The 14,134-nt window shown below is 71.6% G+C and carries 12 protein-coding genes and 1 pseudogene; 10 read left to right on the top strand and 3 right to left on the bottom strand.

Annotation, left to right across the window (positions count from 1 at the left end; all coding sequences use genetic code 11):
* The 9 genes and pseudogenes from JFN87_RS33720 to JFN87_RS19025 form a co-directional block, all read left to right on the top strand.
* A pseudogene (locus JFN87_RS33720) lies at nt 1-1,307 on the top strand (histidine kinase); the annotation flags it as partial.
* Between the two features lie 5 nt (nt 1,308-1,312).
* Nucleotides 1,313-1,726, top strand: a complete 414-nt coding sequence (locus tag JFN87_RS19060; RefSeq protein ID WP_030910608.1) for a roadblock/LC7 domain-containing protein — start codon at nt 1,313-1,315, stop codon at nt 1,724-1,726.
* 109 nt (nt 1,727-1,835) lie between these two features.
* Nucleotides 1,836-2,243 carry a DUF742 domain-containing protein gene (locus JFN87_RS19055; protein WP_030910606.1) on the top strand — a complete coding sequence of 136 codons (408 nt, stop codon included), beginning with the start codon at nt 1,836-1,838 and terminating at the stop codon, nt 2,241-2,243.
* Entirely contained in the window at nt 2,224-2,808 is a 585-nt protein-coding gene (locus tag JFN87_RS19050) for a GTP-binding protein (protein WP_209341557.1), read from the top strand. The genes JFN87_RS19055 and JFN87_RS19050 overlap by 20 nt, the downstream gene beginning before the upstream one ends.
* Nucleotides 2,809-3,151: 343 nt before the next feature.
* On the top strand, nt 3,152-6,550 hold the full coding sequence (locus JFN87_RS19045) for a nitrate- and nitrite sensing domain-containing protein (RefSeq protein WP_307865511.1): 3,399 nt from the start codon (nt 3,152-3,154) through the stop codon (nt 6,548-6,550).
* A gap of 10 nt (nt 6,551-6,560) precedes the next feature.
* Nucleotides 6,561-6,974 carry a roadblock/LC7 domain-containing protein gene (locus JFN87_RS19040; RefSeq protein ID WP_026057603.1) on the top strand — a complete coding sequence of 138 codons (414 nt, stop codon included), beginning with the start codon at nt 6,561-6,563 and terminating at the stop codon, nt 6,972-6,974.
* 223 nt (nt 6,975-7,197) lie between these two features.
* Nucleotides 7,198-7,899, top strand: a complete 702-nt coding sequence (locus JFN87_RS19035) for a DUF742 domain-containing protein (protein ID WP_209341561.1) — start codon at nt 7,198-7,200, stop codon at nt 7,897-7,899.
* Nucleotides 7,880-8,464: a GTP-binding protein gene (locus JFN87_RS19030; RefSeq protein WP_209341552.1), complete on the top strand. Its 585-nt coding sequence runs from the start codon at nt 7,880-7,882 to the stop codon at nt 8,462-8,464. Before JFN87_RS19035 ends, JFN87_RS19030 begins: the two co-directional genes overlap by 20 nt.
* Before the next feature lie 324 nt (nt 8,465-8,788).
* A complete protein-coding gene (locus JFN87_RS19025) occupies nt 8,789-9,967 on the top strand; it encodes an IS30 family transposase (protein WP_209341559.1) in 1,179 nt (392 codons plus the stop codon).
* A 95-nt stretch (nt 9,968-10,062) separates the two neighbouring features.
* Here JFN87_RS19025 and JFN87_RS19020 read toward each other — a convergent pair whose 3' ends face one another.
* Both JFN87_RS19020 and JFN87_RS19015 read right to left on the bottom strand, forming a co-directional pair.
* Complete coding sequence (locus JFN87_RS19020) at nt 10,063-10,278, bottom strand: acyl-CoA carboxylase subunit epsilon (RefSeq protein ID WP_209341550.1); 216 nt, start codon at nt 10,276-10,278, stop codon at nt 10,063-10,065.
* Between the two features lie 32 nt (nt 10,279-10,310).
* Entirely contained in the window at nt 10,311-11,894 is a 1,584-nt protein-coding gene (locus tag JFN87_RS19015) for an acyl-CoA carboxylase subunit beta (RefSeq protein WP_209341548.1), read from the bottom strand.
* Between the two features lie 286 nt (nt 11,895-12,180).
* On the opposite strand from JFN87_RS19015, the gene JFN87_RS19010 reads away from it, so the two are divergent.
* Nucleotides 12,181-12,804 carry a YceI family protein gene (locus JFN87_RS19010; protein WP_209341547.1) on the top strand — a complete coding sequence of 208 codons (624 nt, stop codon included), beginning with the start codon at nt 12,181-12,183 and terminating at the stop codon, nt 12,802-12,804.
* A 75-nt stretch (nt 12,805-12,879) separates the two neighbouring features.
* Here the strand turns inward: JFN87_RS19010 and JFN87_RS19005 are convergent, their stop codons facing one another.
* Nucleotides 12,880-13,854, bottom strand: coding sequence for a LacI family DNA-binding transcriptional regulator (locus tag JFN87_RS19005; RefSeq protein ID WP_209341545.1), 975 nt, complete (start codon nt 13,852-13,854; stop codon nt 12,880-12,882).
* Between the last annotated feature and the right edge of the window lie 280 nt (nt 13,855-14,134).

Below are 14,134 nucleotides of genomic sequence, written 5' to 3'. Positions count from 1 at the left end.
CCCCCCCCCCCCCCCACGAGCGTCAGGGCCCGCCCCCCGGCCGGGGGAACCCGCGCCCCGACGACCGGCAAGGACCCGGCTCGACGGCCGAGTTCGCCCGTCCGGACTTCACGGCGGGGGCCGGCGCCCAGGACCCGCAGTCCACCGGCCAGTTCGCCCGCCCCGGCTTCGACGCCGCACGGCAGGGCTACGACGCGCAGGGCGGCTACACCGACCGCGGGCAGCAGTACGAGCAGGGCGGCGCCCCCGGCTACGGCACGGGACCCGACGCCGTCCGCGACTCCGGGCAGAACCCCGCGTACGGCACGGGCCGCCCGCAGGCCTGGGACGACGGCCGCGAGCAGCGCTACGACACCGGAAGCACCCCGGCGTACGACACGGGCCGCGGCCAGGAACAGGGCTACGCGCCGCCGTACGGCAGCGATCCCTCGTACGGCGGCGACCCCGCGTACGGCCGCCAGGCACCCGCGCCGCAGGGCTACGACGCCGCACAGCAGGGGTACGGGCAGCAGCAGGACTTCCCGCAGCAGCGCGGCCGCCAGGGCGGCGTGCCGTCGCAGCCGCAGCAGCAGGACCGCATGCCCCAGCAGCCCGACGCGCTGCCGCCCGCCGCCGGTCCCGGCGACGGCCGCACGCCGCTGTACGACACGCTGGAGACCAACTGGTTCCACGGCGGCGGGCAGCAGCAGGGCGCCGCGCCCGGCGATCCCGCGCAGGGCGGCCAGGACCAGGGCCGCCAGGACGGCGGCCGCCAGGAACAGGGCGGTCAGGACCAGGCGCGCAACGCCCAGGGCCCGGCAGCGCAGGGCGGTGAGCGGGGCCACGGCCAGGGCGACGAGCCGCGGCAGCAGGACCGTCCGCGTCCCGCGATGCCCCGCAGGGACCCGGGCAGCGGCCTGCGCCGCGACGCGGAGCCGTCGGCGTCCATGTTCGGCGGCGACCCGGCACAGGGCGCCTCCGCGGGCGGTCACAACGCGGCGCCCGTGGGCCCCTCGCCCACCTCCGCCTGGCGTGCCTCGCCCAACGACGAACTGGTGCGGCAGGCCGAGCGGGTCAGGAAGCCCGCGGCCGGCGGCATCACCACCTCGGGCCTGCCCCGCCGTGTCCCGCGCGCCAACCTGGTGCCGGGCACAGCACAGGAGCAGGGCACGCAGACAGGGCCGCAGGTGTCTCGCGCACCCGCGGACGTACGGGGCCGGCTGACCAACCTCCGCCGGGGTATCCAGCAGGGCCGCAGCGCGGGCTCCGGCGGTACCAACGGCGGCGGGTTCGATTTCGGCCCCTCTCACCAGCAGGAGCGTCAGTGAGTCCGATGAGTCAGGCTGCGCAGAACCTGAACTGGTTGATCACGAACTTCGTGGACAACACCCCAGGGGTGTCGCACACGGTCGTGGTCTCCGCCGACGGGCTGCTGCTGGCCATGTCGGAAGGCTTCCCACGGGACCGGGCCGACCAGCTCGCCGCCGTGGCATCGGGTCTCACCTCGCTGACCGCGGGTGCCTCCCGGATCTTCGAAGGCGGCCTGGTCAACCAGACCGTGGTGGAGATGGAGCGCGGCTTCCTCTTCCTGATGTCCGTCTCCGACGGCTCCTCCCTCGCCGTGCTCGCCCACCCCGAGTGCGACATCGGCCTGGTGGGCTACGAGATGGCGCTCCTCGTCGACCGAGCGGGCACGGTCCTGACACCGGACCTCCGCGCCGAACTTCAGGGGAGCCTCCTCCACTGAGACTCTCCAAGGCACCGTCCCAGCTCACCCACCGTCAGGCCGCCGAGCCGTCCCCCCACCGGCCACGAAGACGGCACGCAGACATCCTGCTGTCACGCCCGGAGGATTCATGACCCCGCCCACCGCCTCTCACGATCCGTACGGCGCGTCCGTCGACGCCAGTTACGGCCCGGAGGGCGACCAGCCCCTGGTACGCCCTTATGCGATGACCGGCGGCAGAACCAGGCCCCGGTACCAACTCGCCATCGAGGCGCTGGTCTCCACGACGGCGGACCCCGCCCACCTCGCCACGCTGCTGCCCGAGCACCAGCGGATATGCCACCTGTGCCGTGAGGTCAAGTCGGTGGCCGAGGTCTCCGCGCTGCTCACCATGCCGCTCGGCGTGGCCAGGATCCTCGTCGCGGACCTGGCGGAGGCCGGCATGGTCGCCATCCACCAGCCGGGCAACGGCGAAGCGGGGGGCGCGCCCGACGTGACACTGCTGGAAAGGGTGCTCAGTGGACTTCGAAAGCTCTAGCGGCTCGGCCGGAGGCAGATCGACCACCAGCGCGAAGATCGTGGTGGCGGGCGGATTCGGCGTGGGCAAGACCACGTTCGTCGGCGCCGTCTCGGAGATCAACCCGCTGCGTACCGAAGCCGTCATGACCAGCGCCTCCGCCGGCATCGACGACCTCACCCACACCGGAGACAAGACCACCACCACCGTGGCCATGGACTTCGGACGCATCACCCTCGACCAGGACCTCATCCTCTACCTCTTCGGCACACCAGGACAGGACCGCTTCTGGTTCATGTGGGACGACCTCGTACGCGGCGCCATCGGCGCCATCGTCCTGGTCGACACCCGCCGCCTCGCTGACTGCTTCCCCGCAGTCGACTACTTCGAAAACTCAGGACTCCCCTTCGTCATCGCCCTCAACGGCTTCGACGGACACCAGCCCTACACACCAGAAGAAGTACGCGAAGCACTCCAGATCGGCCCCGACACCCCCATCATCACCACCGACGCCCGCCACCGCGCCGACGCCAAGAGCGGACTCATCACCCTCGTCGAACACGCCCTCATGGCACGGCTCAAGTAGCCACGCCTACGGCGGTTGCTGTACGTGTCAGTAACGGTGGGCCGTGTCTTCGGACACGGCCCACCACCACGTTCATAACGTTTCGACAGAGAATTCACCACCTGCCGACACGCGTTGCGGTCGGCCGGTTTCCCTGCGCTCACCAACCTCCCGCCATTTTGGCGGAACTCACCCCTTACGCCCGCTTTATCTGCGGCTTGGATCACTCGGAATGGCCTGTTCCCGGTGTTTGGAACACAGCCGTGACACATGCTGGAATTCGACGGCTCCCGAGTGGTTGCGGTACGGCCCGAAACGAGAAACGGCACAGCGCAGGTGCCGTCGCCGAGAGGTTGTTGGTCGAGTGAGGCGAAGCAAGACGGGCTCCGCTGAGGAGGCGCGGGGCGGCCCCGCCGCACCCCCACGTGCGACCGTGCCGCCGGCCGCCGCGGCCGGGCCGTCGTCCACCGGATCCACCAGCAGGCTCGCCCCGCGCAACTGGCGGGTGCCGACGCGGCTCAACGCGATCCTCCTGCTGCCGGTCCTGGTCGGCCTCGTCATGGGCGGCTTCCAGGTCAAGGCGTCCGTGGACACCTGGCACGAGGCGCAGGACGCCGAGCGCGCCGCCCTGGTCGTACGGGCCGCCTCCGACTACAGCCAGGCGTTGCTGAACGAGCGCGACCTGACCGCGCGGCCGCTGCTCACGGGCCATCGCGACGACCCGGTCGTGGCGCGCACGCGTGCGGCGACCGACGCGGCGAAGGAGCGCTTCGACTCCGTGGTGCGCGGCATGCCCCACGAGCCGCGCCTGCAACGGCGGCTTTCCCTCTTCCGCGCCGTGGAGCCGAAGCTCGCGCAGCTGCGGAAGGTGGCGTACACCGAAGGCATCGAGACGCCCGACAAGAGCGACGGGCACGGCGGGCCCGTGGCCACGCAGGAGGGCTACGTCCAGGTCCAGCACTCGCTGATGGAGTTCTCCAACGAGCTGGGCCTCGGCACGGGCAACATCACGAGCTACGGCCGCACCCTGTACGCGATCCAGCTGGCGAAGGCCGCGGAGTCGCTGCAGCGCTCGATCGGCATGGAACTGCTGGTCAGGCCGAGCCACAAGGCGGACATCAGGGCAGGGCAGCTGGTGGCCCTCAACTCCTACGCGTACCTGGAGGGCATCTCCGTCCAGGAGTACGAGTCGGGCGGCACCGCCGCCGACACGAAGCGGCTGACGGCCGTGATGAAGAAGGTGGCGGCGAAGGGAGCGCCCGAGGGCGCCGCGTCCACCGACGTCACTCCCCCGTCGAGCGCCGGCTCCTCCGTGCTCGACGGCATGGTCGCGGCGATCGGCTCGGGCAAGAGCCCCGACGACCTCAAGGCGGCGGGCATCACCCCGGCGACCTGGATGGCCGCCTCCACCGCCAAGTTCGACGGCTACACCACGATCGAGAAGGGCCTCGTCGACAAGGCCGTGAACGACGCGGGCGACATCGCGTCGAGCGCGCGCAGGGACGCCATCCTGAACGGCGCGGGCGTACTGGTCGCCCTGCTGCTCGCGTTCTTCCTTGCCGGGCTGATGGCGCGGCAGATGAGCCGCGCGATGCGGTCGCTGCGCACGGCCGCCTTCGACGTCGCCGAGAAGCGGCTGCCGCGCGTGGTCGACCAGCTCTCCCGGACGGATCCGAACGCCCACCCCGAGCGGATGGCGACGCGGGTCGCCGCGATCCCGATCGACTCGCGCGACGAGATCGGCGAGGTCGCCCGCGCCTTCGACCAGGTGCACCGGGAGGCGGTGCGCCTCGCCGCCGAGCAGGCGATGCTGCGCGGCAACGTCAACGCGATCTTCACAAACCTTTCGCGACGTAACCAGTCGCTGATCGAGGGGCAGCTGACCCTCATCACCGAGCTGGAGGCGCACCAGGACGACCCGGAGCAGCTGGAGAGCCTCTTCCGCCTCGACCACCTGGCGACCCGGATGCGGCGCAACGGCGAGAACCTGCTGGTCCTCGCGGGCGAGGAGTCGGGCCGCCGGTGGAACCAGCCGGTGCCGCTGGTCGACGTGCTCAGGGCCGCGGCCTCCGAGGTGCAGTCCTACGAGCGGATCGAGATGGCGGGCCTGCCGGAGGCCGAGATACACGGCAAGGCCGTGACCGACCTGGTGCACCTGCTCGCGGAGCTGCTGGAGAACGCGACGTCGTTCTCGTCCCCGCAGACGAAGGTGCGGGTCACCGCCACGCGGCTGCCCGACCGCCGCATGATGATCGAGATCCACGACAAGGGCATTGGCCTGACCGCCGAGGACTTCGCGGACATCAACCACAAGCTGGCCAACCCGCCGGTGGTGGACGTCGAGGTCTCCCAGCGCATGGGCCTCTTCGTGGTCGGCCGCCTGGCCGACCGGCACGGCATACGCGTCCAGCTGCGCCCCTCGGGCGAGCAGGCGGGCACCACCTCGCTGGTGATGCTGCCCGACGCGATCACCCACGGCGGCGGCGCCGAGGCGCCGGAGGAAGGTTTCACCGTCTCCGGCATGATCCCGCGGGCGCCGGTGTCGCCCGCCCAGGTGACCGCCCACGGCAGCGGCCCGATGCTGACCGCCGCGCAGCTCGGCTTCGACGACTCGCGGTACGAGCAGCCGGCGGCCGCGCCGGAGGCCAGGACGCTCGACCCCGTCAACCGCACGCTCATGCGGGAGGAGCGGCGCGCGGCCGTGGAGGCGGGCCCCGACCGCTCCGCGCCGGAGCTCGCGCCCGGCGCCGAGCCGCCCCTGGCGCTGCCGGAGCACGCGGAGGGCCCGCCCCCGTACGAGGAGCCGCGGCCCGGCGCCTACGAGCAGGGCTACGGACAGCAGGAGTACGGGCAGCAGGGGTACGGGGAGCACGGCTACGAGCAGCAGGGGTACGAGCAGCAGGGATACGGGCAGCAGGCGTACGGCCAGGAGGGTTACGGGCAGGCGGCCTTCGACGGTCAGGGCTACGACGGTCAGCCCTACGGCCCGGGTGTCCACGGCGAGCAGCCGCAGGACCCGTACGGCGACGGACGGCCCTACCCCGGCGGGCCGCAGGGCTACGCCCCCCAGCAGGGCGCCGCGTACGGGGACTACCTGACGGGCGCCGGCGCCGGCGGCTACCGGCAGAGCGGCTGGGACGGCTCCCCCGAACCCGCGCACACGGACCCGTGGACCGACGGCACGGCGTACGGGACGCCCCAGGAGCCCGCGCCCGCCCAGGAGGCGGAGCCCGACGCGGACGCCGACGACGAGCGCCGGCCCGGCCCCGAGCGCTCGGGCCCCGGCCCCTCGCCGAGCGCGAGCCACACGCTGACGGACGCGGGACTGCCGCGCCGCGGTGGAGCGAGGCCGCCCCAGGAGGCGCGGACCGCGGACCCCGGCACCGCCGGCACCGCGGGACCTGCGGGAGTGCCCCCGCAGGTGGCGTCCGATGGGCACAATGGAACCAGCGCGGCCGAAGGCCCCGAGGAGCAGAGCTCGTCGACGAACGACGAGCGCTTCCGCAGGGCGGGCGAGCTGCGCGAGCCGAAGGCCGGCGGGGTCACCCCGTCGGGGCTGCCGAAGCGGGTGCCGAGGGCCAACCTGGTCGCGGGCACCGCGGAGCAGGCCCCGAAGGAGGGCCCGCAGGTCTCCCGGGCTCCTGAGGACGTACGCGGCAGGCTGAGCAACCTGCGCAGCGGGGTGCAGCGGGGCCGCGACGCGGGAGCGGACACGAACAGACCGGGCCACGGCCCGGGCAGTATCTACAACCAGGAGCGTTAGTGTGAGCCCGATGAGCCAGGCGGCGCAGAATCTCAACTGGTTGATCACCAATTTCGTGGACAACACCCCCGGGGTGTCCCACACCGTGGTGGTCTCCGCCGACGGACTGCTGCTGGCCATGTCCGAGGGCTTCCCGCGGGACCGTGCCGATCAGCTCGCCGCCGTGGCGTCCGGGCTGACCTCGCTGACGGCGGGGGCGTCCAGGATCTTCGAGGGCGGCGCCGTCAACCAGACGGTGGTCGAGATGGAGAGGGGTTTCCTCTTCATCATGTCCATCTCCGACGGCTCGTCGCTCGCCGTGCTCGCGCACCCGGAGGCCGACATCGGCCTCGTCGGGTACGAGATGGCGCTGCTCGTCGACCGCGCGGGCACAGTACTCACACCGGACCTCCGCGCCGAACTCCAGGGAAGTCTCCTCAACTGAGAGACAGTGCGCTTCCCGCCGCCGCACCATTAAGGTGCGGTGGCGCGGTGCCGCAGGGATGCGGTACCGGCAGCCGGCAGTCGGAGGAGGAGAAGTGGCGACACACCCAGACGGGTACCCCCATGACGGGGCCCGGCGGTTCCCCGGTGACCCAGGCCCGCGCCGCACCGGACCCGGCGCCGCGGCGACGGGTGGCCGCCCCGACGGCGGGTCGTACCCGGACATGCGTGCGAGCGGTGACCTGTCGGGTGGAGGCTACCCGGGCGGGCCGGCCGGCTACCCGGGCGATGACCCCCGCGCCGCGTACCAGGCCGGCGGGCGCCGGGGCGGCGGGTACGAGGGCGGTCAGGACGGCTACCCCTCGTACCCGGGACACCCCGTGGCGCAGAACGGATACCCCGACGGGCGGATCACCCGCCCCGGCGCCCAGGGCGGCTACCGCGGTATGCCCTCCGAGGAGCGCCCCGAGGGCGCCCACCGGGCGCCCATGCCGCCGCAGGGCCCCTTCGATCGGCCGCGGCACCGCATCGAGCCGGTCGCTCCCCGGCGCGCCCCCGAGCCCACCAGGGAGCCCGTGGGCCCGCACAACCCCCTGGTGCGCCCGTACGCCATGACGGGCGGCCGCACCAGGCCCCGGTACCAGCTCGCCATGGAGGCGCTGGTCTCCACGACGGCCGAGCTGTCCGCGCTGCACGGGCAACTGCCCGAGCACCAGCGGATCTGCCGGCTCTGCCTCGAGGTCAAGTCGGTCGCCGAGATCTCGGCGCTGCTCTCGATCCCCCTCGGCGTCACCCGGATCCTCGTCGCCGACCTGGCCGAGGCCGGACTCGTCGCCATCCATCAGCCCGGCGGTGACGAGTCCGCCGGCGGTCAACCAGATGTGACACTGCTCGAAAGGGTGCTCAGTGGACTTCGAAAGCTCTAGCGGCGCAGCTACCGCCCGCTCAACCACGAGCGCGAAGATCGTGGTGGCGGGCGGATTCGGCGTGGGCAAGACCACGTTCGTCGGCGCCGTCTCGGAGATCAACCCGCTGCGTACCGAAGCCGTCATGACCAGCGCCTCCGCCGGCATCGACGACCTCACCCACACCGGAGACAAGACCACCACCACCGTGGCCATGGACTTCGGACGCATCACCCTCGACCAGGACCTCATCCTCTACCTCTTCGGCACACCAGGACAGGACCGCTTCTGGTTCATGTGGGACGACCTCGTACGCGGCGCCATCGGCGCCATCGTCCTCGTCGACACCCGCCGCCTCGCCGACTGCTTCCCCGCAGTCGACTACTTCGAAAACTCAGGACTCCCCTTCGTCATCGCCCTCAACGGCTTCGACGGACACCAGCCCTACACACCAGAAGAAGTACGCGAAGCACTCCAGATCGGCCCCGACACCCCCATCATCACCACCGACGCCCGCCACCGCGCCGACGCCAAGAGCGGACTCATCACCCTCGTCGAACACGCCCTCATGGCACGCCTGCGCTGACACCGTCCGCAGGCCGGCGAGGCAGCCGGCTGAGGCAGCACCGCGAAAGGGCCCCGCACTCCGAGGGGCGGGTTCTAGCGATCCTCGCAACACCCTGGAGTTGAGGGAGTTGCGAGGATCGTGGGTTTTGAGGGGTTGAAGGCGAGGTTTTTCGAGGCGCTTGACCGGGAGGACGGGAGTGTCTCGGGTGCGGCTCGGGCGGTCGGGGTGAGTCGTCATACGGCGGCTGCGTGGGCGCGTAGGGCTGGTGTCCGTGGTCGCGGCAAGCCCGGAACGAGCGGGCATGCGGGGCGGGTGGAGTACGACCGGCTTCGCGCGGCCGGAGTGCGGCGGAGGGAGGCGGCTGCGCGGATCGGGGTGAACGAGCGCACTGCCCGGGACTGGGACCGCGGGATCCGGAAGATCGGGAATGCGCGCCTGCACCCCGACGGGCGCAGGATCGACTACACAACGGGCATGACCAGCACTGTCGCCTCCACGTCAGCGCCGTCTCTCGCGGCGGTCGAGGCCGAGCTTCACCTTCGTTTCCTCACGCTGGCCGAGCGGGAGCAGATTGCCGACCTGCACCGCGAGGGGAAGTCGCTCCGCGCGATCGGGCGTGCACTGGGCCGGCCGGCATCCACCGTCAAGCGCGAGATCGATGCCCGTGCGGTCGATGGTGTCTACCAGCCGCACCGGGCCCAGCGGGCGTGGGCGAAGAGTCGGTCGCGTCCCAAGGAATCCAAGCTCGCCCGGTCTGGGCCGCTGCGTGAGTTCGTCGCGGACGGGCTGCGCGAACTCTGGTCCCCCGAGCAGATCTGCCACGCTCTGGTCATCGAGTTCCCCGACGACGAGAGCATGCGAGTGAGTCCGGAGACGATCTACCAGGCGATCTACGTCCAGGCCCGCGGCGGACTGCGCCGGGAGGTCGCGGCCGCACTGCGCACCGGCCGCACCCGCCGCAAGCCGCACCGCAGCCCGCAGCAGCGCACCCGCCGGTTCGTCGATGAGATGGTGATGATCTCCGAGCGACCACCGGAGGTCGAGGACCGGGCGGTTCCCGGCCACTGGGAAGGCGATCTGATCGTCGGCCCCCGCAGCGAGAGCGCGATCGTGACCCTGGTCGAACGCTCCACTCGCTACGTCATGCTCGGGCATCTGCCCGGCGGGCACACCGCCGAGGAGGTCCGCGACGTACTGGTGCCCCTGATCCAGACCCTGCCCCAGCACCTACGCGGCTCGCTGACCTGGGACCAGGGCTGCGAGATGGCCGCGCACAAGCAGTTCACCGTCTCCACGGGAGTACCGGTCTACTTCTGCGATCCGCACTCACCCTGGCAACGCGGATCGAACGAGAACACCAACGGCCTGCTGCGGCAGTACTTCCCCAAAGGCACGAACCTGTCGCTGCACAGCCCCGAAGACCTCGAACACGTCGCCCAGCAACTCAACGGCCGACCACGCAAGACGCTCAGCTGGAAAACCCCAGCCGAGCGCCTGCGTGATCTACTGACGACCACGTAGGCCATCAGGTGTTGCGAGGACCCCGAGAATCCGCGAGGAGTACGGGGCCCTTCGCGTGGGCCTGGGCGCCGTGGAGGGCGCGCGAGGCGGCCGGGTCAGCCCTGCCAGCTGTGCGGCGCGCGGAAGCCGGGCGTGCGCTCGAGGCGGCGCCAGCCGGCCACCGAGCGGCCGCGCGCGGGCACGGCCGTGCCGGTGGCGCCGGCGCGTGCGAGCAGGATCGCGGTGATGGCGGCCAGTTCCTCGGGGGCGGCCTCGCCCCGCTCGACGCGGAGCAGGGAGGCGTGGGCGGTGTCGGTCACGGGTGTGGTCATCGGTGCGTGTCTCCGTGGGTCGGTCGCGGACGTCACTGCGGGGGGTTGCCGTGCTTGCGCGACGGCAGGTCCGCGTGCTTCGTGCGCAGCATGGCGAGGCCGTTCACCAGGACCTCGCGGGTCTCCGCGGGGTCGATGACGTCGTCGACGAGGCCGCGCTCGGCCGCGTAGTAGGGGTGCATCAGCTCGGCCTTGTACTCCTTGACCATGCGGGCGCGCATGGCCTCGGGGTCCTCGGCGCCGGTGATCTGGCGGCGGAAGATGACGTTGGCCGCGCCCTCCGCGCCCATGACGGCGATCTCGTTGGTGGGCCACGCGTACGTCAGGTCGGCGCCGATGGACTGCGAGTCCATGACGATGTAGGCGCCGCCGTAGGCCTTGCGCAGGATCACCGAGATGCGCGGCACGGTAGCGTTGCAGTACGCGTACAGCAGCTTGGCGCCGTGCCGGATGATGCCGCCGTGCTCCTGGTCGACGCCGGGCAGGAAGCCGGGCACGTCGAGGAGGGTGACGATCGGGATGTTGAAGGCGTCACACATCTGGACGAACCGCGCGGCCTTCTCGGACGCCTCGATGTCCAGCACGCCGGCGAGGGACTGCGGCTGGTTGGCGACGATGCCGACGACCTGCCCGTCCAGCCTGGCCAGCACGCACAGGATGTTGGTCGCCCAGCGCTCGTGGACCTCGAGGAGGTCGCCGTCGTCGACGATCTCCTCGATGACCTTGCGCATGTCGTAGGGGCGGTTGCCGTCGACGGGCACCAGGTCGAGCAGCGCGTCGGAGCGCCGGTCGGCCGGGTCGCCGGTCTCGGCGGCGGGCGGGTTCTCGCGGTTGTTCTGCGGCAGCAGCGACAGGAGGTAGCGCACCTCCGCGATGCAGGTCTCCTCGTCGTCGTACGCGAAGTGGCACACACCCGAGGTCTCGGCGTGGACGTCGGCGCCGCCGAGGCCGTTCTGGGTGATGGACTCGCCGGTGACGGCCTTGACCACGTCGGGGCCCGTGATGAACATCTGCGAGGTGTCGCGGACCATGAAGACGAAGTCGGTGAGGGCCGGGCTGTAGGCGGCGCCGCCGGCGCACGGGCCGAGCATCACGCTGATCTGCGGGATGACGCCCGAGGCGCGGGTGTTGCGCTGGAAGATGCCGCCGTATCCGGCGAGCGCGGAGACGCCCTCCTGGATGCGGGCCCCGGCGCCGTCGTTGAGGGACACCAGCGGGGCGCCCGCGGTGATGGCCATGTCCATGATCTTGTGGATCTTGGTGGCGTGGGCCTCGCCGAGCGCGCCGCCGAAGATGCGGAAGTCGTGCGCGTAGACGAAGACCGTGCGGCCCTCGACGGTGCCCCAGCCGGTGACGACACCGTCCGTGTACGGCTTCTTCTCCTCCAGGCCGAACCCGGTCGCACGGTGCCTGCGCAACTGCTCGACCTCACGGAACGAGCCCTCGTCGAGCAGCAGCGCGATGCGCTCGTGAGCGGTCAGCTTGCCCTTGGCGTGCTGCGCCTCGGTCGCGCGGTCGCTCGGGCCGCGGCGGGCCCGCTCCCGCAGAGCGTGCAGTTCCGCGACGCGCCCCCGGGCGTCAGCGGGTTCGCCAGGGATCTCCTCCACTACGGTCATGTACCAACCCTACGAACAGCGCCGCGCCGCGCGCGCAGTGGACTCCCACAGTCTCCTCCGCCGTTTCCTGGTGGAGCCGGACAGAACTGCACCTCGTACGTCGTGACCGAACAGTGGCGGGTGGCCAGTGGTTGTGGGGATCCCATAGTCGCTTCGCAAGTTCACCCGTTCGGTCGACATGGTTGAAATCCGAACCATCTGGGTCTACAGTGGCCATCAGCAGTGCTTGAACGTTGAACAAATACTTCTCACCACGGCCACCCGGCCGTCGACCCAAGGAGCAGTCATGGCAATCTTCGGCCGCAAGACCGGCACCGCCGACGTCGCCGAGCAGGGTGCCCGGCGCGAGGTCGACCCCGCGCTCGCCGCCCTGAGCGGCACGTACGTCGTCGACGGCGCGCACTCCGAGATCGGCTTCAGCGTCCGCCACGCCATGGTCACCAATGTGCGCGGGCACTTCGGCGAGTTCGAGGGCAGCCTCGTCATCGACGGCGCCGAGCCGGCGAACTCCACCGCGCACGTCGAGGTCGCGATGGCCTCCATCGACACCGCGGCCGCCGACCGCGACGGCCACCTGCGCAGCGCCGACTTCTTCGACGTCGAGTCGTTCCCCAAGATGACGTTCGACTCGACGCGCGCCGAGGAGACCGGCGGCGAGGGATACCGCCTCACGGGTGACCTCACCATCAAGGGCGTCACCAAGCCGCTCACCATCGACCTGGAGTTCAACGGCTCCGCCACGGACCCGTTCGGCAACCAGCGCATCGGCTTCGAGGGCACGGCCGAGCTGCTCCGCTCCGACTGGGGCCTGACCTACAACGCGGCGCTGGAGACCGGCGGCGTGCTGGTGGGCGACAAGATCAAGCTCGTCTTCGACATCTCGGCGATCCTGCAGACCGAGGCCGCCTGATCCGCCGGCCGGCCGCCCCACGGGCGGCGCCGCCCCGCCCGCCGCGAGCACGCGCTCACGGCGGGCGGACCCGCGTCAGGGGGCGGAGCGGCGCACCACGAGATCGGTCGGCAGGACGACGGGCTGGTCCGGCGCGGGCCGCCCGCCGAGGTGGGCGAGCAGCATCCGCGCGGCGGTCTGCCCGATCAGTCCGGCCGGCTGCCTGACCGTCGTCAGCGGCGGCTCCGTGTGGCGTGCCATGGGCAGGTCGTCGAAGCCGATGACGGCGACGTCGTCGGGCACGCTTCGCCCGGCCTCGCGCAGGGCCCGCAGCGCGCCCGCCGCGCTGAGGTCGTTGTGGGCGAACACGGAGTCGAAGTCCGCGCCGGCGGCGAGGTGGCACTCCACCGCGGCCCGCCCTGAGCGCTCGGAGAAGTCGCCGACGGCGAGGAGGTGGTCCGGCATGACCTCCGCGAAGCCGCGCAGCCTGTCCCGTACGCAGGGGAAGCGCCCGGGGCCCGTGATGACGAGGGGACGGGTGCGCCCGCCCGCCAGCAGGTGGCGCGCGGCCGAGGCGGCGCCCTCCCTGTTGGTGGTCACCACCGAGGGGAACGCGGGGTGCCTGCCGCGGTCGTCGATCAGGACGACCGGCAGCCCGCCCCGGTGCATCGCGGCGATGGTGGCGAGGGTGTTCTCGGGCTCGACGACGAGCAGCCCGTCGAAGGCGCGGGCGGAGACCTGGGCGGTGAACCGCTCCACCGACTCGGCGCCACGGTTGCAGGTGTAGAGGAGGAGGCCGTAGCCGGCCGCCTCGACGGTGTCCACGACCCCCTGGAGCACCTCGGCGATCCACTCCCAGGTCAGGGAGGGCACCAGCATCCCGACCGTGCGGCTGGTGCCACGGGCGAGACCCACGGCGCCCGAGCTCGGCACGTAGCCGAGCGCGTCGATGACCGCGCGGACCCGGGCTGCCGTGTCCCCGCCGACTTCACTTCCGGTATTGATGACCCGCGAAACGGTCGTCTTGCTCACGCCGGCCTCGCGCGCGACGTCCGCGATCGTCACACGCATTCGACCTCCCGTTTCGCGCGTGGCTGAGGAATCCGGCCGGTAACGCAACCGGTTCCGGAACCGGTACCGGCGCCGCTTCGTGAGTCAACCGCCGACCGGACGTGCCGTCAATACTTCACGCTCACTTTGGTCCGCACCTTTGTTACACAGCAGTACGGGCGCAGGTCAGCCCTGATACGCGTTCAGTTCCTGAACGCGCGACCCCTTGACGCCGTGGCCCGGGGGCAGTTCACTCACGCCGCACCCCGAATCGCTCCCCCACCTCAGTGTCGAGAAGGGC

It is taken from the genome of Streptomyces montanisoli (assembly GCF_017813245.1).
In the GTDB taxonomy this organism is placed as follows: Bacteria; Actinomycetota; Actinomycetes; order Streptomycetales; family Streptomycetaceae; genus Streptomyces; species Streptomyces montanisoli.
This window is presented reverse-complemented; position numbering and strand designations above follow the sequence as displayed.

Excerpts from the sequence above, each read along its gene's own strand:
- JFN87_RS19060 (WP_030910608.1), top strand. The coding sequence starts at position 1,313 with ATGAGTCAGGCTGCGCAGAACCTGAACTGGTTGATCACGAACTTCGTG.
- JFN87_RS19055 (WP_030910606.1), top strand. The coding sequence starts at position 1,836 with ATGACCCCGCCCACCGCCTCTCACGATCCGTACGGCGCGTCCGTCGAC.
- JFN87_RS19040 (WP_026057603.1), top strand. The coding sequence starts at position 6,561 with ATGAGCCAGGCGGCGCAGAATCTCAACTGGTTGATCACCAATTTCGTG.
- JFN87_RS19035 (WP_209341561.1), top strand. The coding sequence starts at position 7,198 with ATGCGTGCGAGCGGTGACCTGTCGGGTGGAGGCTACCCGGGCGGGCCG.
- JFN87_RS19020 (WP_209341550.1), bottom strand. The coding sequence starts at position 10,278 with ATGACCACACCCGTGACCGACACCGCCCACGCCTCCCTGCTCCGCGTC.
- JFN87_RS19015 (WP_209341548.1), bottom strand. The coding sequence starts at position 11,894 with ATGACCGTAGTGGAGGAGATCCCTGGCGAACCCGCTGACGCCCGGGGG.
- JFN87_RS19010 (WP_209341547.1), top strand. The coding sequence starts at position 12,181 with ATGGCAATCTTCGGCCGCAAGACCGGCACCGCCGACGTCGCCGAGCAG.
- JFN87_RS19005 (WP_209341545.1), bottom strand. The coding sequence starts at position 13,854 with ATGCGTGTGACGATCGCGGACGTCGCGCGCGAGGCCGGCGTGAGCAAG.